Source organism: Actinoplanes sp. NBC_00393 (genome assembly GCF_036053395.1).
Lineage (GTDB): Bacteria > Actinomycetota > Actinomycetes > Mycobacteriales > Micromonosporaceae > Actinoplanes.
The window spans coordinates 7,045,578-7,061,687 of record NZ_CP107942.1 but is presented as its reverse complement, the minus strand read 5'-3'; the positions used below and the strand labels follow the sequence as shown (position 1 = coordinate 7,061,687).

At 70.2% G+C, this 16,110-nt stretch carries 15 protein-coding genes; 7 read left to right on the top strand and 8 right to left on the bottom strand.

Annotated features, from left to right (window positions below; all coding sequences use genetic code 11):
• Positions 1-5 precede the first annotated feature (5 nt).
• Positions 6-1,184 carry a 23S rRNA (adenine(2503)-C(2))-methyltransferase RlmN gene (gene rlmN, locus OHA21_RS32630; RefSeq protein WP_328461476.1) on the top strand — a complete coding sequence of 393 codons (1,179 nt, stop codon included), beginning with the start codon at positions 6-8 and terminating at the stop codon, positions 1,182-1,184.
• Positions 1,185-1,221: 37 nt separating this feature from the next.
• Positions 1,222-2,433, top strand: a complete 1,212-nt coding sequence (locus tag OHA21_RS32625; protein WP_328461475.1) for a DivIVA domain-containing protein — start codon at positions 1,222-1,224, stop codon at positions 2,431-2,433.
• 54 nt (positions 2,434-2,487) lie between these two features.
• On the opposite strand, the gene OHA21_RS32620 is transcribed toward OHA21_RS32625, so the two are convergent.
• Positions 2,488-2,727 (bottom strand): DUF2631 domain-containing protein, encoded by a 240-nt coding sequence (locus OHA21_RS32620; RefSeq protein WP_328461474.1) that lies wholly within the window; start codon positions 2,725-2,727, stop codon positions 2,488-2,490.
• Positions 2,728-2,854: 127 nt separating this feature from the next.
• Here OHA21_RS32620 and OHA21_RS32615 point away from each other — a divergent pair, with 127 nt between their 5' ends.
• The gene (locus OHA21_RS32615; RefSeq protein ID WP_328478663.1) at positions 2,855-4,414 is read left to right on the top strand and encodes a Rieske 2Fe-2S domain-containing protein; all 1,560 of its coding nucleotides are present in this window, start codon (positions 2,855-2,857) and stop codon (positions 4,412-4,414) included.
• 124 nt (positions 4,415-4,538) lie between these two features.
• Here OHA21_RS32615 and OHA21_RS32610 read toward each other — a convergent pair whose 3' ends face one another.
• Positions 4,539-6,110, bottom strand: a complete 1,572-nt coding sequence (locus OHA21_RS32610) for a phytoene desaturase family protein (protein WP_328461472.1) — start codon at positions 6,108-6,110, stop codon at positions 4,539-4,541.
• Between the two features lie 11 nt (positions 6,111-6,121).
• Complete coding sequence (locus OHA21_RS32605) at positions 6,122-6,949, bottom strand: YhjD/YihY/BrkB family envelope integrity protein (protein ID WP_328461470.1); 828 nt, start codon at positions 6,947-6,949, stop codon at positions 6,122-6,124.
• A 66-nt stretch (positions 6,950-7,015) separates the two neighbouring features.
• Between OHA21_RS32605 and dxr the strand changes: the two genes are divergently transcribed.
• The 3 genes from dxr to ispG are packed head-to-tail and all read left to right on the top strand — an operon-like array spanning position 7,016 to position 10,655.
• Positions 7,016-8,215: a 1-deoxy-D-xylulose-5-phosphate reductoisomerase gene (dxr, locus tag OHA21_RS32600; protein WP_442874927.1), complete on the top strand. Its 1,200-nt coding sequence runs from the start codon at positions 7,016-7,018 to the stop codon at positions 8,213-8,215.
• Complete coding sequence (locus OHA21_RS32595; RefSeq protein ID WP_328461466.1) at positions 8,215-9,474, top strand: M50 family metallopeptidase; 1,260 nt, start codon at positions 8,215-8,217, stop codon at positions 9,472-9,474. Before dxr ends, OHA21_RS32595 begins: the two co-directional genes overlap by 1 nt.
• Positions 9,475-9,479: 5 nt before the next feature.
• Positions 9,480-10,655 (top strand): flavodoxin-dependent (E)-4-hydroxy-3-methylbut-2-enyl-diphosphate synthase, encoded by a 1,176-nt coding sequence (gene ispG, locus OHA21_RS32590; protein ID WP_328478661.1) that lies wholly within the window; start codon positions 9,480-9,482, stop codon positions 10,653-10,655.
• A gap of 53 nt (positions 10,656-10,708) precedes the next feature.
• Here the strand turns inward: ispG and OHA21_RS32585 are convergent, their stop codons facing one another.
• Positions 10,709-11,548, bottom strand: coding sequence for a GNAT family N-acetyltransferase (locus OHA21_RS32585; protein WP_328461464.1), 840 nt, complete (start codon positions 11,546-11,548; stop codon positions 10,709-10,711).
• Positions 11,549-11,671: 123 nt separating this feature from the next.
• Between OHA21_RS32585 and OHA21_RS32580 the strand changes: the two genes are divergently transcribed.
• On the top strand, positions 11,672-12,274 hold the full coding sequence (locus tag OHA21_RS32580; RefSeq protein ID WP_328461462.1) for a PadR family transcriptional regulator: 603 nt from the start codon (positions 11,672-11,674) through the stop codon (positions 12,272-12,274).
• A 166-nt stretch (positions 12,275-12,440) separates the two neighbouring features.
• On the opposite strand, the gene OHA21_RS32575 is transcribed toward OHA21_RS32580, so the two are convergent.
• The 4 genes from OHA21_RS32575 to OHA21_RS32560 all read right to left on the bottom strand — a co-directional run bounded on the left by OHA21_RS32575 (position 12,441) and on the right by OHA21_RS32560 (position 16,067).
• Positions 12,441-12,923, bottom strand: a complete 483-nt coding sequence (locus tag OHA21_RS32575; protein WP_328461460.1) for a GNAT family N-acetyltransferase — start codon at positions 12,921-12,923, stop codon at positions 12,441-12,443.
• Positions 12,924-13,051: 128 nt separating this feature from the next.
• Complete coding sequence (locus OHA21_RS32570; protein WP_328461458.1) at positions 13,052-14,032, bottom strand: LLM class F420-dependent oxidoreductase; 981 nt, start codon at positions 14,030-14,032, stop codon at positions 13,052-13,054.
• A 77-nt stretch (positions 14,033-14,109) separates the two neighbouring features.
• Positions 14,110-15,177: an ABC transporter permease gene (locus OHA21_RS32565; protein ID WP_328461456.1), complete on the bottom strand. Its 1,068-nt coding sequence runs from the start codon at positions 15,175-15,177 to the stop codon at positions 14,110-14,112.
• Positions 15,174-16,067: an ABC transporter ATP-binding protein gene (locus OHA21_RS32560; RefSeq protein ID WP_328461454.1), complete on the bottom strand. Its 894-nt coding sequence runs from the start codon at positions 16,065-16,067 to the stop codon at positions 15,174-15,176. Before OHA21_RS32560 ends, OHA21_RS32565 begins: the two co-directional genes overlap by 4 nt.
• Between the last annotated feature and the right edge of the window lie 43 nt (positions 16,068-16,110).

Sequence of the window (16,110 nt, the reverse complement as noted above, 5' to 3'; positions counted from 1 at the left end):
ATGCCATGACGATTCTTCCGGTCATTCCGATCAGCCCCGACCAGCCCGACGCGGTGACCACCCGTCGCCGTCCCAGCATGCCCCCGCGCCACCTCGCCGACCTGGATCTGGCCGCCCGCAAGAGCGCGGTCGCCGGTCTGGGCGAGCCGGCCTTCCGGGCCAAGCAGCTCTCCACCCACTACTTCGGCCGGCTGGTGCGCGACGCCGCCGAGATGACCGACCTGCCGGCCGCGACGCGTGACCGGCTCACCGCCGATCTGCTGCCCACCCTGCTGACCCCGATGCGGGAGCAGGCGTGCGACGAGGGCGCGACCCGCAAGACGCTGTGGCGGCTGCACGACGGCGCGCTCGTGGAGAGCGTCCTGATGGGTTACCCCGATCGGGTGACGGCCTGCGTGTCGAGTCAGGCCGGCTGTGGCATGGCGTGCCCCTTCTGCGCAACCGGGCAGCAGGGCCTGACGCGGAACCTGTCGGTGGCCGAGATCGTGGACCAGGTGGTCTATCTGGCCGGTGTGGCGGCCTCGGGCGCGGTCACCGGTTCACCGCCGCGGCTGTCCCGCGTGGTCTTCATGGGCATGGGTGAGCCGCTGGCCAACTACCCGCGGGTGATCGAGGCGGTGCGCCGCCTCACCTCGCCCGCCCCGGAGGGGCTCGGCCTCTCACAACGGCACATCACGGTGTCGACGGTGGGATTGGTGCCCGCTATGCGCCGGTTGATAGCCGAACAGCTCTCCGTGACTCTTGCGTTGTCACTGCATGCCCCCGATGATGATCTGCGCGATGAGCTTGTGCCCGTCAACCAGCGTTGGAAGGTGGCCGAGGTGCTCGATGCCGCGTTCGACTACGCGGCTCAGACCGGCCGTCGGGTCTCCATCGAATACGCCCTGATCAGGGACGTAAACGATCAGCCCTGGCGCGCCGACCTGCTCGGCCGTCTTCTGAGCGGCAAGCTGGCCCATGTGAATCTCATCCCGCTCAACCCGACACCGGGCAGCAAGTGGGATGCGAGTCCCAAGCCGGTCGAGCGCGAGTTCGTCCGCCGGCTGCGAGAGGCCGGCGTCTCGACGACTGTGCGGGACACGCGGGGGCGGGAGATCGACGGCGCATGCGGCCAACTGGCCGCGGGAGAGCTGACGCACGCGAGCGCAGGGGGCGCCGCAGCCGACGCGGAGGTGGCACAGTGACTGGGCGCAGGTCCCAGCGAGCGGAGTGGGAGACGTTGTGACGAGTCAGGGACAGCGTTTCCGGCGGCGTGCGCTGCGGCGCGGCTACAAGGTCGACGAGGTCGATGCCTTCCTGGACCGGGTCGAGGCGACCCTGGCCGGTGAGCAGGTCGGCCCGCCGGTCGGCGCGCAGGAGGTGCACGACGTCGTCTTCCGGGTGCGCTTCGGTGGGTATGACGAGTGGCAGGTCGACCTCCACCTGGACCGGGTCGAGCGGCAGCTCGCCGAGTTCGAGGAGCGCGGCGGCCGCCCGGCGCCCGACCCGATGCGTGACTCGATGCGCAGCGGGCTCTCGGCGGCCCAGCAGGCCCCATCCGGCCCGCCGCCCGGCATGGGTGGTCAGGGTGGCTTCGGCCAGCCGCAGCAGCCCCCGGGTGGCTTCGGCCAGCCGCAGCAGGCTCCGGTCGGCCCGCCGCCCGGCATGGGCCCCGGTCAGCCGCAGTTCGGTGGCGCCGCGGCGGGCATGGGTGGTGGCCCCGGCATGGGGCAGGCCCCGGGCCGGATGGCGCCGCCGACCGAGCGGCTGCCCGCTCCGGTGCGCGACGACCGGATGATGCCGCCCCAGATGCCGCAGCGTCAGCAGCAGCAGCAGCAGTTGCCGCCGTCGGATCCGTACGGCGGTCGGTACGACGAGCCCACCGGTTACGGCCAGCAGCAGCCCCCGCAGCGTCCCGGCCCGCCGCCGGGGTACGGCGGCCAGGGCGGCGGTTACGACCAGGGCGGGTATGACGAGCCCACCGGCTACGACAACTTCGAGCCGGGCCGGCACGGCCGCGCGGACATGACCGCCGAGATCCGGATGCCGGACCGCGATCAGCGTGGTGGCGGCTACGGCGCGCCCCCGATGCCCAACGCGATGCCGGGTTCGCCGATGCCGGGTGCGCCGATGAGCGGCCCGCCCGGTGGCGGTTACGGCGCCCCGCAGCCGCAGCTCGGGCCGCCGCTGGGTGAGCCCGGCGGCGAGCTGTACCGGGTGGATCAGCTCCGGCGGACGTTCCAGCCGCGCCGGTTCGGCAGCGGTTACGACCCGATGCAGGTGGACCGCCTCTTCGAGGGCATCCTGCAGGCGATGACCGGGCGCGGCCCGATGCCGGTGAACGAGAACGACCTGGACATGCTGCAGTTCGGCCTGGTGCCGAACGGGTATTTCGAGGCCGAGGTCGACGCGGCGCTGCGCGAGGTCAAGGACATCCTGCTGCGCCGGCGCTGACAGACGGACAACGCGAAAGAGGGGGCCTAGGCCCCCTCTTTTCCATGCAGAGCGTTACTGGTCGTTCGGACTCAGGCCGCTGCGCCGGAGCACAATGTCGCCGATGATGACGGCGACCAGCCCCAGGGCGATGACGACGAGCCAGACCTTCTCGGTGTTGCCCTGCTGGTTGCCCCAGAAGAAGAGCAGCAGGATCACGGCCGAGATGATCGCACCACGCTGCGCCCGCTTGCGGTTACCCGGCTTGAGCTGGTCGGGTGAGTAAACCTCTTCGTGGTGTTCTTCCGCGGCCACGGGCCGGTCCTCCTCGTCGATGTTCGTTGACGTCGGATCTCAGTGTGTCACGGGGTCGGCGCGCGGCACCCGGCAACCCGGTTGTACTTTCGGAGGCGGTCAGAATCCGAAATTGAGGAGCGATCTAGTGCGGATCACCGGCACCGGCCACGCGAGCATGCGGATCGACACCGCCGCCGGCAGCATTCTGTGCGATCCGTGGGTGAACCCGGCGTACTTCGCCTCGTGGTTCCCGTTCCCGGACAACTCCCTGCTGGACTGGGAGACCCTCGGCGACGTCGACTACCTGTACGTCTCCCACCTGCACCGGGACCACTTCGACGCGGAGCACCTGAAGCGGTTCATCAGCAAGAAGGCGACCGTCCTGCTGCCGGAGTACCCGACCAGCCAGCTCGAGGACGAGTTGCGTGACCTGGGCTTCACCAGCTTCCTGCGGACGAAGTCCGACGAGGTGCACGAGCTGGACGGCGGCCTCAAGATCATGATCCAGGCGCTGATCAGCCCGACCGACGGCCCGATCGGTGACTCGTCGCTCTGGGTGGAGTACGACGGCATCCGCGTGCTGAACCAGAACGACGCCCGCCCGGCCGACCTGACCCGGTTCAACGAGCTGGGCCACGTGCACGCGCACATGCTGCAGTTCTCCGGCGCCATTTGGTACCCGATGGTCTACGAGCTGCCGGAGAACGCGAAGACCGCGTTCGGCAAGCAGAAGCGGGAGCGGCAGTTCGACCGCACCTGGCGCTACATCGACGACCTGAAGGCCGACTTCGTCTTCCCGATCGCCGGCCCGCCGTGCTTCCTCGACGACGAGCTGTGGCAGTTCAACGACATCCACGGCGACGAGGGCAACATCTTCCCGGACCAGTCGGTGTTCCTGAGCGAGTACGCGAAGGTCGGCGGCACCAACGCCGTCGTGCAGCTGCCGGGCAGCGTGACCGAGCTGTCCGAGGGCGGCACCAGGCAGACCACGACCCACCCGGTGCCGGTCGACGAGTTCTTCGCGAACAAGAAGCAGCACCTCGAGGAGATGCGCGAGCGCAAGCGCCCGATCATTGAGGCCGAGAAGGCCTCCTGGCGGCACCCGGAGATCGACGTTCTCAAAGAGCTGAAGAAGCGGATCGAGCCGCTCCTCGAGGAGTCGATCTACCTGGCCAAGGGCGTCGGCGGCCCGGTCCGCTTCGACCTGGTCTCCTACGACGGCGACGAGATCGAGTCGATCGTCGTGGACTTCCCCGGCAAGCAGGTCCGGCCCTACGCCGACGAGAAGGTCCGCTACCGCTTCCGCACCCAGCGCGAGCTGATCGAGCACCTCATCTTCATCGACGAGGGCGACTGGGTGAACTCGCTCTTCCTCTCCTGCCGCTTCTCCGCGGCCCGGATCGGGCAGTACAACGAATTCGTCTACGCGTTCTTCAAGTGCCTCTCCGAGGAGCGCCTGCAGTACGCCGAGGGTTGGTACGACGAGCACGAGAAGGCGGTCGACGCCGAGGACATCCAGTTCGGCGACTGGACGGTGCAGCGTCGCTGCCCGCACCTGAAGGCCGACCTGTCCCGCTTCGGCGTCCTGGACGGCAACGTGCTCACCTGCCAGCTGCACGGCTGGAAGTTCGACCTGCCCAGCGGACGCTGCCTGACCGGCGTCGGCCACAAGATCAGGGCAAGCAAGACCGAGAATCAGGCATAAGGGTACGGGCTACGAAAAGTCCCCTGGCTGTCGCAGCGACCTGGGTGCCACTTCAGGCCGCTGCGCCGCCGCCGGGCTTAAGCACGGACAGGGCTTAAGCACGGACAGGCTCAAGCAGGGGCCGTTACCGGCCCAGGTCCTTCAGGATGCGGCGAGCCACGTTGTGACCCGCGGCGCCGATCACGCTGCCGGCCGGGTGCGCGCCGGCCGAGCCCGCGTACAGCCCGTCGAGCCCGGTGAAGTACGGCATCCGCTGGTCGAAGGCGACCGTGTTGTCGACGTGGTGGATGTGCCCGCCGGTGATCCCGAAGTGCTCCTCGATCCCCGGCGGGGTGAGCGGCATCATGTCCGCCACCAGGTCGGACGTGCCCGGTGCGTACCGGTCGCAGATCGCCAGCAGCCGCTCCACGTAACCGGGCAGCTCGGCGTCCCAGGACGAGCCGGCGATCTCGTACGGCACCGACTGCACGAACAGCGCCGCCGAGTGGTGACCGGCCTCGTCCCGCAGCGACGGGTCGACCGTGGTGTGCAAATACCACTCGATGGTCGGCTCGGCGGGCAGCCGGCCGGCCTGGACGTCCGCCCACATCTCCCGCAGCGCGGCCATCGGTGAGTCGGAGGCGCCGGGCAACAGGTGGATGGTCGAGCCGAACGGCGACGCGGCACCGGCCGGCAGACAGGAGAACGTCGGCAGATCACGCAGCGCCAGGTTCACCTTCAACGTGGTGCCCGTGCGCCGGACCGCAGCCATCCGTGACGTGAGCTCGGACGGCAGCGCACCGTCCGGGACCAGGTCCATCAGCCGGTACGGGTCGCAGCTGCCGAGGACCACCCGGGCCGAGATCGAGCGCCCGTCGGTGAGCACCACGCCACTGGCCGCCCCGCCGTCCACGGTGACGGCGCTGACCGCGGCATCCGTGAAGATCTTGGCGCCGGCCGCGCGGGCCGTGCCGGCGAAGACCCGGGAGACCGTGCCCATGCCGCCCTCGGCGATCAGCCAGGTCCCGTCCGCCTTCGGGAGCCGGCACATGTTGTGCACCAGGAAGTTGTGCCCGGTTCCGGGGTCGTCGGGGCCGGCGTTTAGCCCGGACAGGCCGTCGGTCACCGCGTACATGCTCACGAGCAGCTCACTCTTGAACCCGAACCGGCCCAGATAATCGGCCACGTTTCCGCGTACAAGATCAAGGAATGTGCTCTGGAGCTGGGGCCGGATGTGCCGGTCGGCGATCTCCTCCACCGAGCCCGGCTCCTCGAGCCAGGCCGGCGCGAGATCGGCGCGCAGCGCGCCGATCTCGACGGCGAGCGCCTCGTCGGCCTGCGCATCACGGACCGAGAAGAAGCTCTCCAGCTGCGCGCGGGTGGCCGCGCGGTCGCTGCCGAACAGCAGGTACGGCGAGCCGGCCGGACCCGGTGTCGGCAGGAAGTAGTGCGGATCCCGGCGCAGTGCCGGGATGTCGACGTCGAGCGTCCGCAGCAGCTCGGGTGGCATCAGCCCGAGCAGGTAGGAGCCGGTGGACTGGCCGAGCCCGGGCACCTTTCCGAAGGGGTGTTCGGTACGGGTGGCACCGCCCAGCACGCCTGCGGCCTCGAGTACGACGACGTCGAGCCCGGCGCGGGCGAGCAGGATCGCGGAGACCAGACCGTTGTGGCCGGCACCGATGATCACCACGTCGGCGCGATCGGGAATGGGGGTCATGGTTGGCGAGGCTACCCCGCGGTTCGGATGGCCGGCCTCGCCGAATCGTCCGGTAAATGCACCTTGACGGAGTGCGTGACGGCGAATCCGGCCAGCAGCACCACGTGGAACAGGTACAGCCAGAGACCGACCGCGACCATCCCGCCGATCTCCGTGAAGCCGCCGAACGGCACGCCGAGATCGAGCGGCAGCGAGCAGAAGAGCACGAAACCGTGCAGGAAGCCGGAGAGGTTCGCGGCGGTGAACGAGCCGATCAGGATCGTCTCCAGCCACGGCGGGTGGCCCGGCGCGAGGTACCGGAACACCCAGATCACCACCGGGGTGAGCACCAGCCAGGCGGCCAGGAAGGAGAGGATCACGCCGAGCACCGACCACCAGCCGCCGCGCAGCCAGAGCGTGCTGGTGGTGGGCAGAGCCAGGAAGAGCGCCAGCATCAGCGCGGGCGCGGCGGCCAGCAGCGGCAGCCAGAGCAGCCGGCCGCGCCAGCCGACCAGGGACTCGCCCGGCTCGCGCAGGGAGACGAAGGCGCGGCGCAGACCCTCGCCGTACAGGGTGGCCGGGAGCAGGCTGGCGAGCGCGAGCATCGGGGTCAGTTCCAGGCCGGCGTCGATCAGTGCGCTGAGCGCGGCCGGTGCGCCGATGGCGTCCGGCAGCGCGGAGATGGTCCGGCCGGTCAGTTCGCGTACGCGTGACGCGCCCGCGACCAGCCCGGTGAGCCAGATCGCCAGCAGCGCCACCGGCACCACCGCGATCCCGCCGTAGAAGGTGATGGCGGCCGCGTGCAGCGCGACGTCCCGCCCACGCAGCGGCCGGAAAAGGGCCGCGATTCTCGATCGCACGTCTGGGACGTACCCCATCGGTGCCCGCGGCTCACCCGTGGGCGGCCGTCCGGGAAGATGGGCGGCATGCGTGACCTAGTCCTGCTCGGCTCCACCGGATCCATCGGCACCCAGGCCATCGACATCGTCCGGCGCAACCCGGACCGGTTCCGGGTGGTCGCCCTCGGCGCCGGCGGCGGCAACGTCGAACTGCTCGCCACCCAGGCCCTGGAGCTGAACGTCGAGGTGGTCGGCGTCGCCCGGTCCTCGGCCGTGCAGGACCTGCAGCTCGCCTTCTACGCCGAGGCGCAGAAGCGCGGGTACGCCTCCGGCGACTTCAAGATCCCGAAGATCGTGGCCGGCCCGGACGCGATGACCGAACTGGCCGCCCATCCCTGTGACGTGGTGCTGAACGGCGTGGTCGGCAGCCTCGGCCTGGCGCCCACCCTGGCCGCGCTGGAGAACGGCCGGATCCTCGCCCTGGCGAACAAGGAGTCTCTGGTCGCGGGCGGTCCGCTGGTTCGCCGGATCGCCAAGGAGGGACAGATCGTCCCGGTCGACTCCGAGCACTCCGCGCTGGCCCAGTGCCTGCGGGGCGGCTCGGCGGCCGAGGTGCGCCGGCTGATTCTCACCGCGAGCGGTGGCGCCTTCCGTGGCCGCCGCCGGGACGAGTTGGCGAACGTCACACCGGAGGAGGCGCTCAAGCATCCGACGTGGGACATGGGCCCGGTCGTCACGATCAACTCGGCGACGATGGTGAACAAGGCGCTCGAGGTGATCGAGGCGCACGAGCTGTTCGGCGTGAGCTACGACGACATCGAGGTGATGGTGCACCCGCAGTCGGTGCTGCACTCGCTGGTCGAGTTCACCGACGGCTCCACGCTGGCCCAGGCCAGCCCGCCGGACATGCGGCTACCGATCGCCCTGGCCCTGGCCTGGCCGGACCGGGTGCCGCAGGCCGCCGCCGCGGTGGACTGGACGCTCGCGCACAACTGGGAGCTACGTCCGCTGGACAACGAGGCGTTCCCGGCGGTCGAGCTGGCCAAGGAGGCGGGTCGCATCGGGCGCTGCCGGCCGGCCATCTTCAACGCCGCCAACGAAGAGTGTGTGGCCGCGTTCGTCTCCGGTCGGCTACCGTTTCTGGGCATCGTCGACACCCTCGAGCGGGTGCTGGGGTCAGCCCCGGATTTCGCGGAGCCGGGTACCGTCGAGGACGTGCTTGCTGCGGAGGCATGGGCCCGTGCCCAGGCGCAGCAGACGATCGTGACATTGGCTGAAGGAGCCTGATGCTGTTCTGGCTTGGCTGCGCGGCGTTCGCGCTGACCATCCTGATCTCGGTGAGCCTGCACGAGCTGGGTCACATGATCACCGGCAAGCGGTTCGGCATGAAGGTGACGAAGTACTACGTCGGCTTCGGCCCGACCATCTTCTCCTTCAAGCGCGGCGAGACCGAGTACGGTCTCAAGGCCATCCCGCTCGGCGGCTTCTGCAAGATCGTCGGCATGACGCCGCAGGACGACGACGTGGCGCCGGAGGACGAGCACCGCGCGATGTGGCGCTTCCCGGTCTGGAAGCGGACCGTGGTGATGGCCGCGGGTTCCATCACCCACTTCATGCTCGCGCTGGTCGGCGCCTGGGCGATGGCGATGACCATCGGCCTGCCGAACACCGACATCCCGCAGACGACCGAGGCCCAGCGCTCCGCCCCGGCGATGATCCGGGTCGGCGACTGCATCCCGACCTCGCTCTCCGACACCAGCACCGAGTGCGTGCCCGGGGTGGCCAGCGCCGTCGAGGCGCCGGCCAAGGCGGCCGGCCTGCAGACCGGTGACGTGATCACCAAGGTCGGCGCCACCCCGGTGGAGAACTACGGGCAGCTGACCGACGCGATCCGCGCCTCGGCGGCCGGCCCCACCCCGTTCGAGTACGTGCGGGAGGGCCAGACCGCGACCGCCACGGTCGACCTGGTCCGGGCCGAGCGGACCCCGCTCGACGACCCGGAGGGCCCGGTCTCCCAGGTCGCCGTCGCCGGGGTGAGCTGGACCACCGACCAGCCGGCCGTGATCACCTACAGCGCCATCGGCGCGATCCCGGCGTCCGGCGAGTTCAACTGGTACCTGGTGGAGAACTCGCTGAAGGCGATGGCCCGGATCCCGGAGAAGGTCCCCGCCCTGTGGAACTCGATCACCGGCGAGGAGCGCGACCCGGACACCCCGATCAGCGTCGTCGGCGCCAGCCGGATCGGTGGCGAGGCGATCGAGAAGGGCGTGCCCGAGGTCTTCTGGCAGGTCTTCATCTCGCTGAACGTGTTCATCGGCCTGTTCAACCTGCTGCCGCTGCTGCCGGTGGACGGCGGGCACATCGCGATCGCCTGGTTCGAAGCGATCCGGTCCCGGCTCTACCGGCTGTTCCGCCGACCGGATCCCGGCCGGGTGGACTACTACAAACTGATGCCTGTGACCTATGCGGTCATCCTGATCGGTGGCGCTTTCACCCTGTTGACGGTGACCGCCGACATCATCAACCCGATTACTCTTTTCAAGTGAGTGAGATGACGACCCCGATCAGTCTGGGAATGCCGGCCGTCCCCCCGCCACCGCTGGCTCCGCGCCGGCACAGCCGCCAGATCAACGTCGGGGGCGTGCTGGTCGGCGGCGGCGCCCCGGTCAGCGTGCAGTCGATGACGACCACGCTCACCGCCGACGTCAACTCCACCCTGCAGCAGATCGCCGAGCTCACCGCCTCCGGCTGCCAGATCGTCCGGGTCGCCGTCCCCTCGCAGGACGACGTCGAGGCGCTGCCCGCGATCGCCAAGAAGTCGCAGCTCCCGGTGATCGCCGACATCCACTTCCAGCCGAAGTACGTGTTCGCCGCGATCGACGCCGGCTGCGCCGCGGTCCGGGTGAACCCGGGCAACATCCGCCAGTTCGACGACAAGGTGAAGGAGATCGCCAAGGCGGCCTCCGACGCCGGCATCCCGATCCGGATCGGCGTCAACGCCGGCTCGCTGGACAAGCGGCTGCTGGAGAAGTACGGCAAGGCCACCGCCGAGGCACTGGTCGAGTCGGCACTCTGGGAGTGCTCGCTCTTCGAGGAGCACGGGTTCCGGGACATCAAGATCTCGGTGAAGCACAACGACCCGGTCGTCATGATCCGGGCGTATAGGCAGCTCGCCGAGCAGTGCGACTACCCGCTGCACCTGGGCGTCACCGAGGCCGGCCCGGCGTTCCAGGGCACGATCAAGAGCGCGGTGGCGTTCGGCGCCCTGCTCGCCGAGGGCATCGGCGACACGATCCGGGTCTCGCTCTCCGCCCCGCCGGTCGAGGAGATCAAGGTCGGCAACCAGATCCTGGAGTCGCTGGGTCTGCGCGAGCGCGGCCTGGAGATCGTCTCCTGCCCGTCCTGCGGCCGGGCCCAGGTGGACGTCTACACGCTCGCCGAGCAGGTCACGGCCGCGCTCGAGGGCTTCCCGGTGCCGCTGCGGGTGGCCGTCATGGGCTGCGTGGTGAACGGGCCGGGCGAGGCGCGCGAGGCGGACCTCGGGGTGGCTTCCGGCAACGGCAAGGGTCAGATCTTCGTCAAGGGCAAGGTGATCAAGACCGTGCCCGAGTCGATCATCGTGGAGACGCTGGTCGAGGAGGCTCTGCGGCTCGCCGACGAGATGGGCGCCGACCTCCCCGACGAGCTGCGCGAGCTACTCCCCGGCCCGACCGTCACCGTGCACTGAGCCTGCTGGCTCCGCTTCGCTCCGCGGCGATTCGCCTTGTAACCGGTGAATCGCTAGAAGAGCACCGTCGCGAACGAGCCTGCTGAGACGAAGCCGCACCGCTGGTAGACCCGGCGTGCGGCTTTGTTGTAGTCGTTGACGTACAGGCTGACGGTGGGTGCGACCCGGCGCAGGGCGTCGGAGACCACCGCGGCCATGGCGGCGGTGGCCAGGCCGTGCCCGCGATACTCCGGGTGCACCCAGACGCCCTGCACCTGCGTGGTCCGGTGGGTGATGATCGCCAGTTCGGCCTTGAAGATCACCTGGTCGCCGACGAACCTCGCATACGCCCGCTTGCCCTTCACCAGCTCGGCGATCCGCCGCCGGTAGCCGCGCCCGCCGTCGTCGAGCAACGGCGAGACCCCGACCTCCTCGGTGTACATCGCGACGGCGGCCGGGAAGAGCTGATCGACCTCGCCGGAGCGGACGAGGCGCACGTCCGGGTCGGGGCGGACCAGCGGATCACGGTCGGTGACCAGCAGCGGCTGGTTGCGCCGCACGTCACGGGCCGGCCCCCAGTGCCCGCCGAGCCGGTCCCACAGGTCCAGGACCGCCTCGGCACGGCCGATGATCGACGAACAGATCCGCGGGTCGGAGCCGAGCAGATCGGCGAAGGCGGCGGTCGCGGCCGGGGTGGCTCCGACCGGCACGAGATGCGCGCCGGACCAGATGATCGACTCGACCCGGCGGGCCGGCTCGTAGCCGTAGATCCGCCCGTCGGAACGCCACCAGTTGAGGCCGTGCGAAGCCACCCGCTCCGCGATCTGGGCGCCCGCATAGGGGTCGGCGTCCAGAATCCGCTCGACCGCTGGGCGCTCGGACTCGCCGAGCTGCCGAATGGGCACCGTCAACACAGGTACCAGATTGCCAGATCCGAGCGGCCCGACACGTACCGCAACCCATCGTTCCCAGAAACCCTTGCCCTCGACTGTTCGCCGATATATCGTCTAACTATCGCCAACAGAACGGAGAAGGTCATGAGGTACATGCACGATGGTGAGCGTGGGCACGGACGCGGTGGCTGGGCCGGCGAGGCCCGCCGACGCGGTTTCGGTTTCCCACCCGGATTCCCCTTCGGCCCCGGCGGCCCGGGCGGCCCGCCGCCCGAGTTCGGCCGGCACGGCCCGCGCCGAGGTGGCCGCGGCTCCCGGCAGAACGTGCGGCCGGCGATCCTGGCGCTGCTCCTGGAGCGCCCGATGCACGGCTACGAGATCATCCAGGAGCTGGATTCCCGCACCAACGGGATCTGGCGGCCCAGCCCCGGCTCGGTCTACCCCACCCTCCAGATGCTGGAGGACGAGGGCCTGATCGAGGCGACCGCCGAGGGCAGCCGCAAGAGCTACCAGCTCACCGCCGACGGCCGGCCCGAGGCCGAGGCCGCCGCGCAGAATCCGCCGTGGGCCCAGTTCGGCGCCGACGCGATGTCGCAGGTGCAGGATTTCCGCGACGCGGCGGTCGGCATCATGAGCGCCCTCAAGCAGGTCGGCTTCACCGGCACCCCCGAGCAGCGCCAGAAGGCGCTGGAGGTGCTCAACGAGACGAAGCGCAAGCTTTACGCCATCCTCGCCGACGGCGAGTGACCCCCCAGAGAGCACGCACCCCGGGATGCTCACCCGGGGTGCGCTTTTCTATCGGTACGGGTTTTCCCCGCCCCGAAACCCGACTACCCCGTCCCGCCGAGCCGCGCGATCCGGCTGCCTGGTCCCGGCCACAACGCGGCCGCCGGGCTCAAGCAGATGGTTGCGCTCAGAGCGCCTGGTAATAGTGGACCAGCGGCAGCGGGGTGAAACCGGCCTTCTCGTAGGCGGCCCGGGCCGGCGCGTGCCCGGGATCGCCGCCGGTGCCGACGCCGGCCAGCTTGAGCCCGGCCGCGCGCATCCGGCCGAGTGACTCCTCGATCAGCGCGGCGGCGATGCCCTGCCGGTGGTGCTCCGGGTCGACCGCGATCATCTCGATCTCCCCACTGGACGCGCCCTCGTCGTAGATCGAGGCGGCGAACCCGACCGGCCGTCCGTCGAGGACCGCCACGAGCGTGTGCTCCGCGTGCTCGGTGCAGGTCCGGGTCACGTCGCGGGCCTGCGACTCCAGCCAGTTCGGATACGCCAGCGGGAAGATCTCCGGCCCGAGAACCTTCTCGAAGGACTCGAAGACCGGCGCCCACGCCCGCAACGCGAACTCGACGACCGCATCGATGTCGGCGGCAGTGAATGGTCTGATCTCGATCGACATGCCCTCAGCCTGGCATCAGGGTCAACGGATTAACCGGAAGCGCGAACCGCGGGCGGCCGAACGCGGTGCGGCCGTCCAGAGCGAGCTGCTGGAACAGCTGCGGGAGGCGCCGGACGGCGGCTGAGGGGTCAGCGGCCGAGCGCGGCGATCAGCTCGCCCAGGGCCTTCGCGCCACCGCGCTCCAGCTCGGGCGTCGGGGTCAGCGCCATGACCGGGACGGTGATCCCGGCCTCCGCATACGCCTGGACGCGCTCGCGGCACTGCTCGGGTGACCCGTGCACGATCAGCTCGTCGACCAGCTCGTCGGGGATCGCGGCCAGCGCGCCCTTACGGTCGCCGGACTCCCACGCCTGCCACATCGGGGCCAGCACCGTCTCCCGGCCGAGCCAGCGGTGGAAGGCCGCATACGCCGGCACGGTGAGGTACGACGTGATCATGCGACGGCCGATCGTGCGGGCGTAGCCGATGTCCTCGGTCGGGATCACGAAGATCCGGGCCGCCACGTCGAAGCCCGGCCCGGCCGCCTTGGTCTCGGCGAGGGCGGTGCCGACGTCGCCGGGGGAGAGCCAGTTGAGGATCACGCCGTCGGCCTCGGCGGCGGCGAGGCGCAGCATCTGCGGGCGCAGCGCAGCCAGCATGATCTGCGGCGGGGTGGCGGGCGGCCGCTCCAGGCGGAAGCGCCGCACCCGGAACGTCTCGAACTGCTCGTCGACCATCTCGCCGGCCAGCGCCGCGCGCAGGAAGCGGAGCATGTCGCGGCTGCGCGCGAACGGCTTCACGAAGTCGGCAGCGTTCCAGTCGCCGGAGACCACCGGCGAGGAGGCCCCGATGCCGAACTGGAACCGGCCCGGCGCGGTCTCGGCCAGCGCCGCCGCGGTCATCGCCAGCAGGCCCGGTCCCCGCGTGAAGACCGGCGCGATCGCGGTGCCCAGCCGCAGCCGGGGCTCCCAGGCGGCGGCCAGGGTCAGCGGGGTGAACGCGTCGGTGCCGGCCACCTCCGCCGACCAGACGTCGGTGAAACCCGCATCGGCCAGGGCCGAGTAGACGGCGGCGTGCTCGGCGAGCGAGACGCCGCTGAGCGGCACGGTCATGCCCCAGCGCATCGACATGTCCTTGATCCTGCCCGCAGGTGCCGGGCGATGTCCACCGACTGGGGATCATCGACCCGGCACCTGCAACGGGCGTCTCAGCTCACCGTCGAGCGGGAGCGCCACGCCGTCGCGAAGGACGTCCGCGTGTTGGTGCGCAGCAGCGAACCCTCGTAGATCCGGGCGCCGACCGCGAGCAGGGCGACCGAGGTGAGCGCCAGGATCGCCAGCGCCACGAACGGCTCCCATCCGGCGGCGTCACCCTGGAAGATCCGGATCGGCATCGCCATCGGCGCGGAGAACGGGAAGTACGAGAGGAACTGCAGGGCCGCGGCGTTGTCCCGCAGGAAGATCACCGCGAAGAACGGGATGAGCACCACCATCTGCACCGTTCCGGAGGTGCTGCCGAGGTCCTCCTGGCGGGCGGCGAGCGCGCCGGTGCCGGCCCAGATCGCGGCCAGCATGATGAAGCCGAGCACGAAGAACGGCACGAACCAGCCGAGAGCCGGCCGGAGTGCGGTGAGCAGGCCGCTGTCGATGTCGGTCATCGTGGTGCCGACCAGGGCGATCACCGTCAGTACCAGGATCTGGGCGAAGGCGAGCAGCGTCATCGCGGCGACCTTGCCGGCGAGCAGCGCCCGGGGCGGAATGCTGGAGACCAGGATCTCGATGATCCGGGTCTGCTTCTCCTCGACCACGCTCTGCGCGATCTGCAGCCCGAAGAGCAGCGACGTGATGTAGCAGAGCATGGCGATGGCCAGTGGCACGAAGATCGCCAGGGCCGGGTTGAACGCCGGGGCGTCGAGCAGCTCGACCGGGGGTGCGGTGCTCAGCGCGTCCACCACGTCGCCCGGCGCGTCCTCTAGGGCGATCACCCGGGGCCCGGCGACCACCGCGGCCTCCACCTCGCCGTCACGCACCAGCTGCTCGGCGGTCGCCTCGTCGGGAACCTGCTGGACCTCCATACCGGCCTGCTGCAGGGGCGCCACCGACGCGGTGTCGGTCACCGCGACCTTGGTGGGGCCGCTCTCCAGCAGGGTCGGCACGACGATCGACGCGATCAGGATGAACAGGAACGACAACGTGCTGAAGATGAACGCCTTGTCCCGCAGCTTGGCGCGGAGCTCCCGGGCCGCCACCAGCCGGGTGGCTTGGAACGTGGTCACTGGATAACCTCTCGGAAGATCTCGGCGAGGGAGGGGCGGACCGGGCCGAACGCGCGGACCGGGCCGCGGGCCAGGGCGGACCGCAGCACCTGCTGGTCGTCGGTCACCGGGTCCAGGTCGATGACGGCGCGCGGGCCGTCCAGCTCGACCAGAGTCACCCCGGGTTCGTCGCGCAGCCAGCCGGCGTCGGCGCCGACCTCGACCGAGTAGCGCGGCAACGCGTACTGCTCACGCAGGTAGGTGCGGCTGCCGGCGGCCCGGATCGTGCCGTCGGCGATGATCACCAGGTCGTCGCAGAGGCGCTCGACGACGTCCAGTTGGTGGCTGGAGAAGAGCACCGCGGTGCCGGCGGCGGCCCGTTCGCGCAGGACCGTCACGACGTTGTCGACGGCGAGCGGGTCCAGACCGGAGAACGGCTCGTCCAGGACCAGCAGTTCCGGGTCGTGGACCAGCGCCGCGGCGATCTGGGCGCGCTGCTGGTTGCCGAGCGACAGCTTCTCCACCGGGTCTCCGGCCCGTTCGGCCAGCTCCAGGCGCTCGAGCAGGCCGGTGGTGTTGCGCTTGGCGTCCCCGGTGCTCATCCCGTGCAGCCGGCCCAGATAGACGACCTGTTCGGCGACGGTCATCTTCGGGTAGAGCCCGCGCTCCTCCGGCATGTAGCCGAAGCGCGACCGGATGGCCCGGTTCATCGGCGCACCCTTCCAGGTCGCCGCGCCCGAGTCGGCGGCGAGCACGCCCAGGATGATCCGCATGGTGGTGGTCTTGCCGGCGCCGTTGGCACCGACGAACCCGGTCAGCCGGCCGGATTCCACCGCGAACGACACGTCCTTGAGGACCTGGCGATCGCCGAAGGACCGGTTGACGGCATCGACGTTGAGGACGGTGGTCATGAACTCACGCTAGGCGTTGATCTATGTCTGTGTCGTCCGGCGC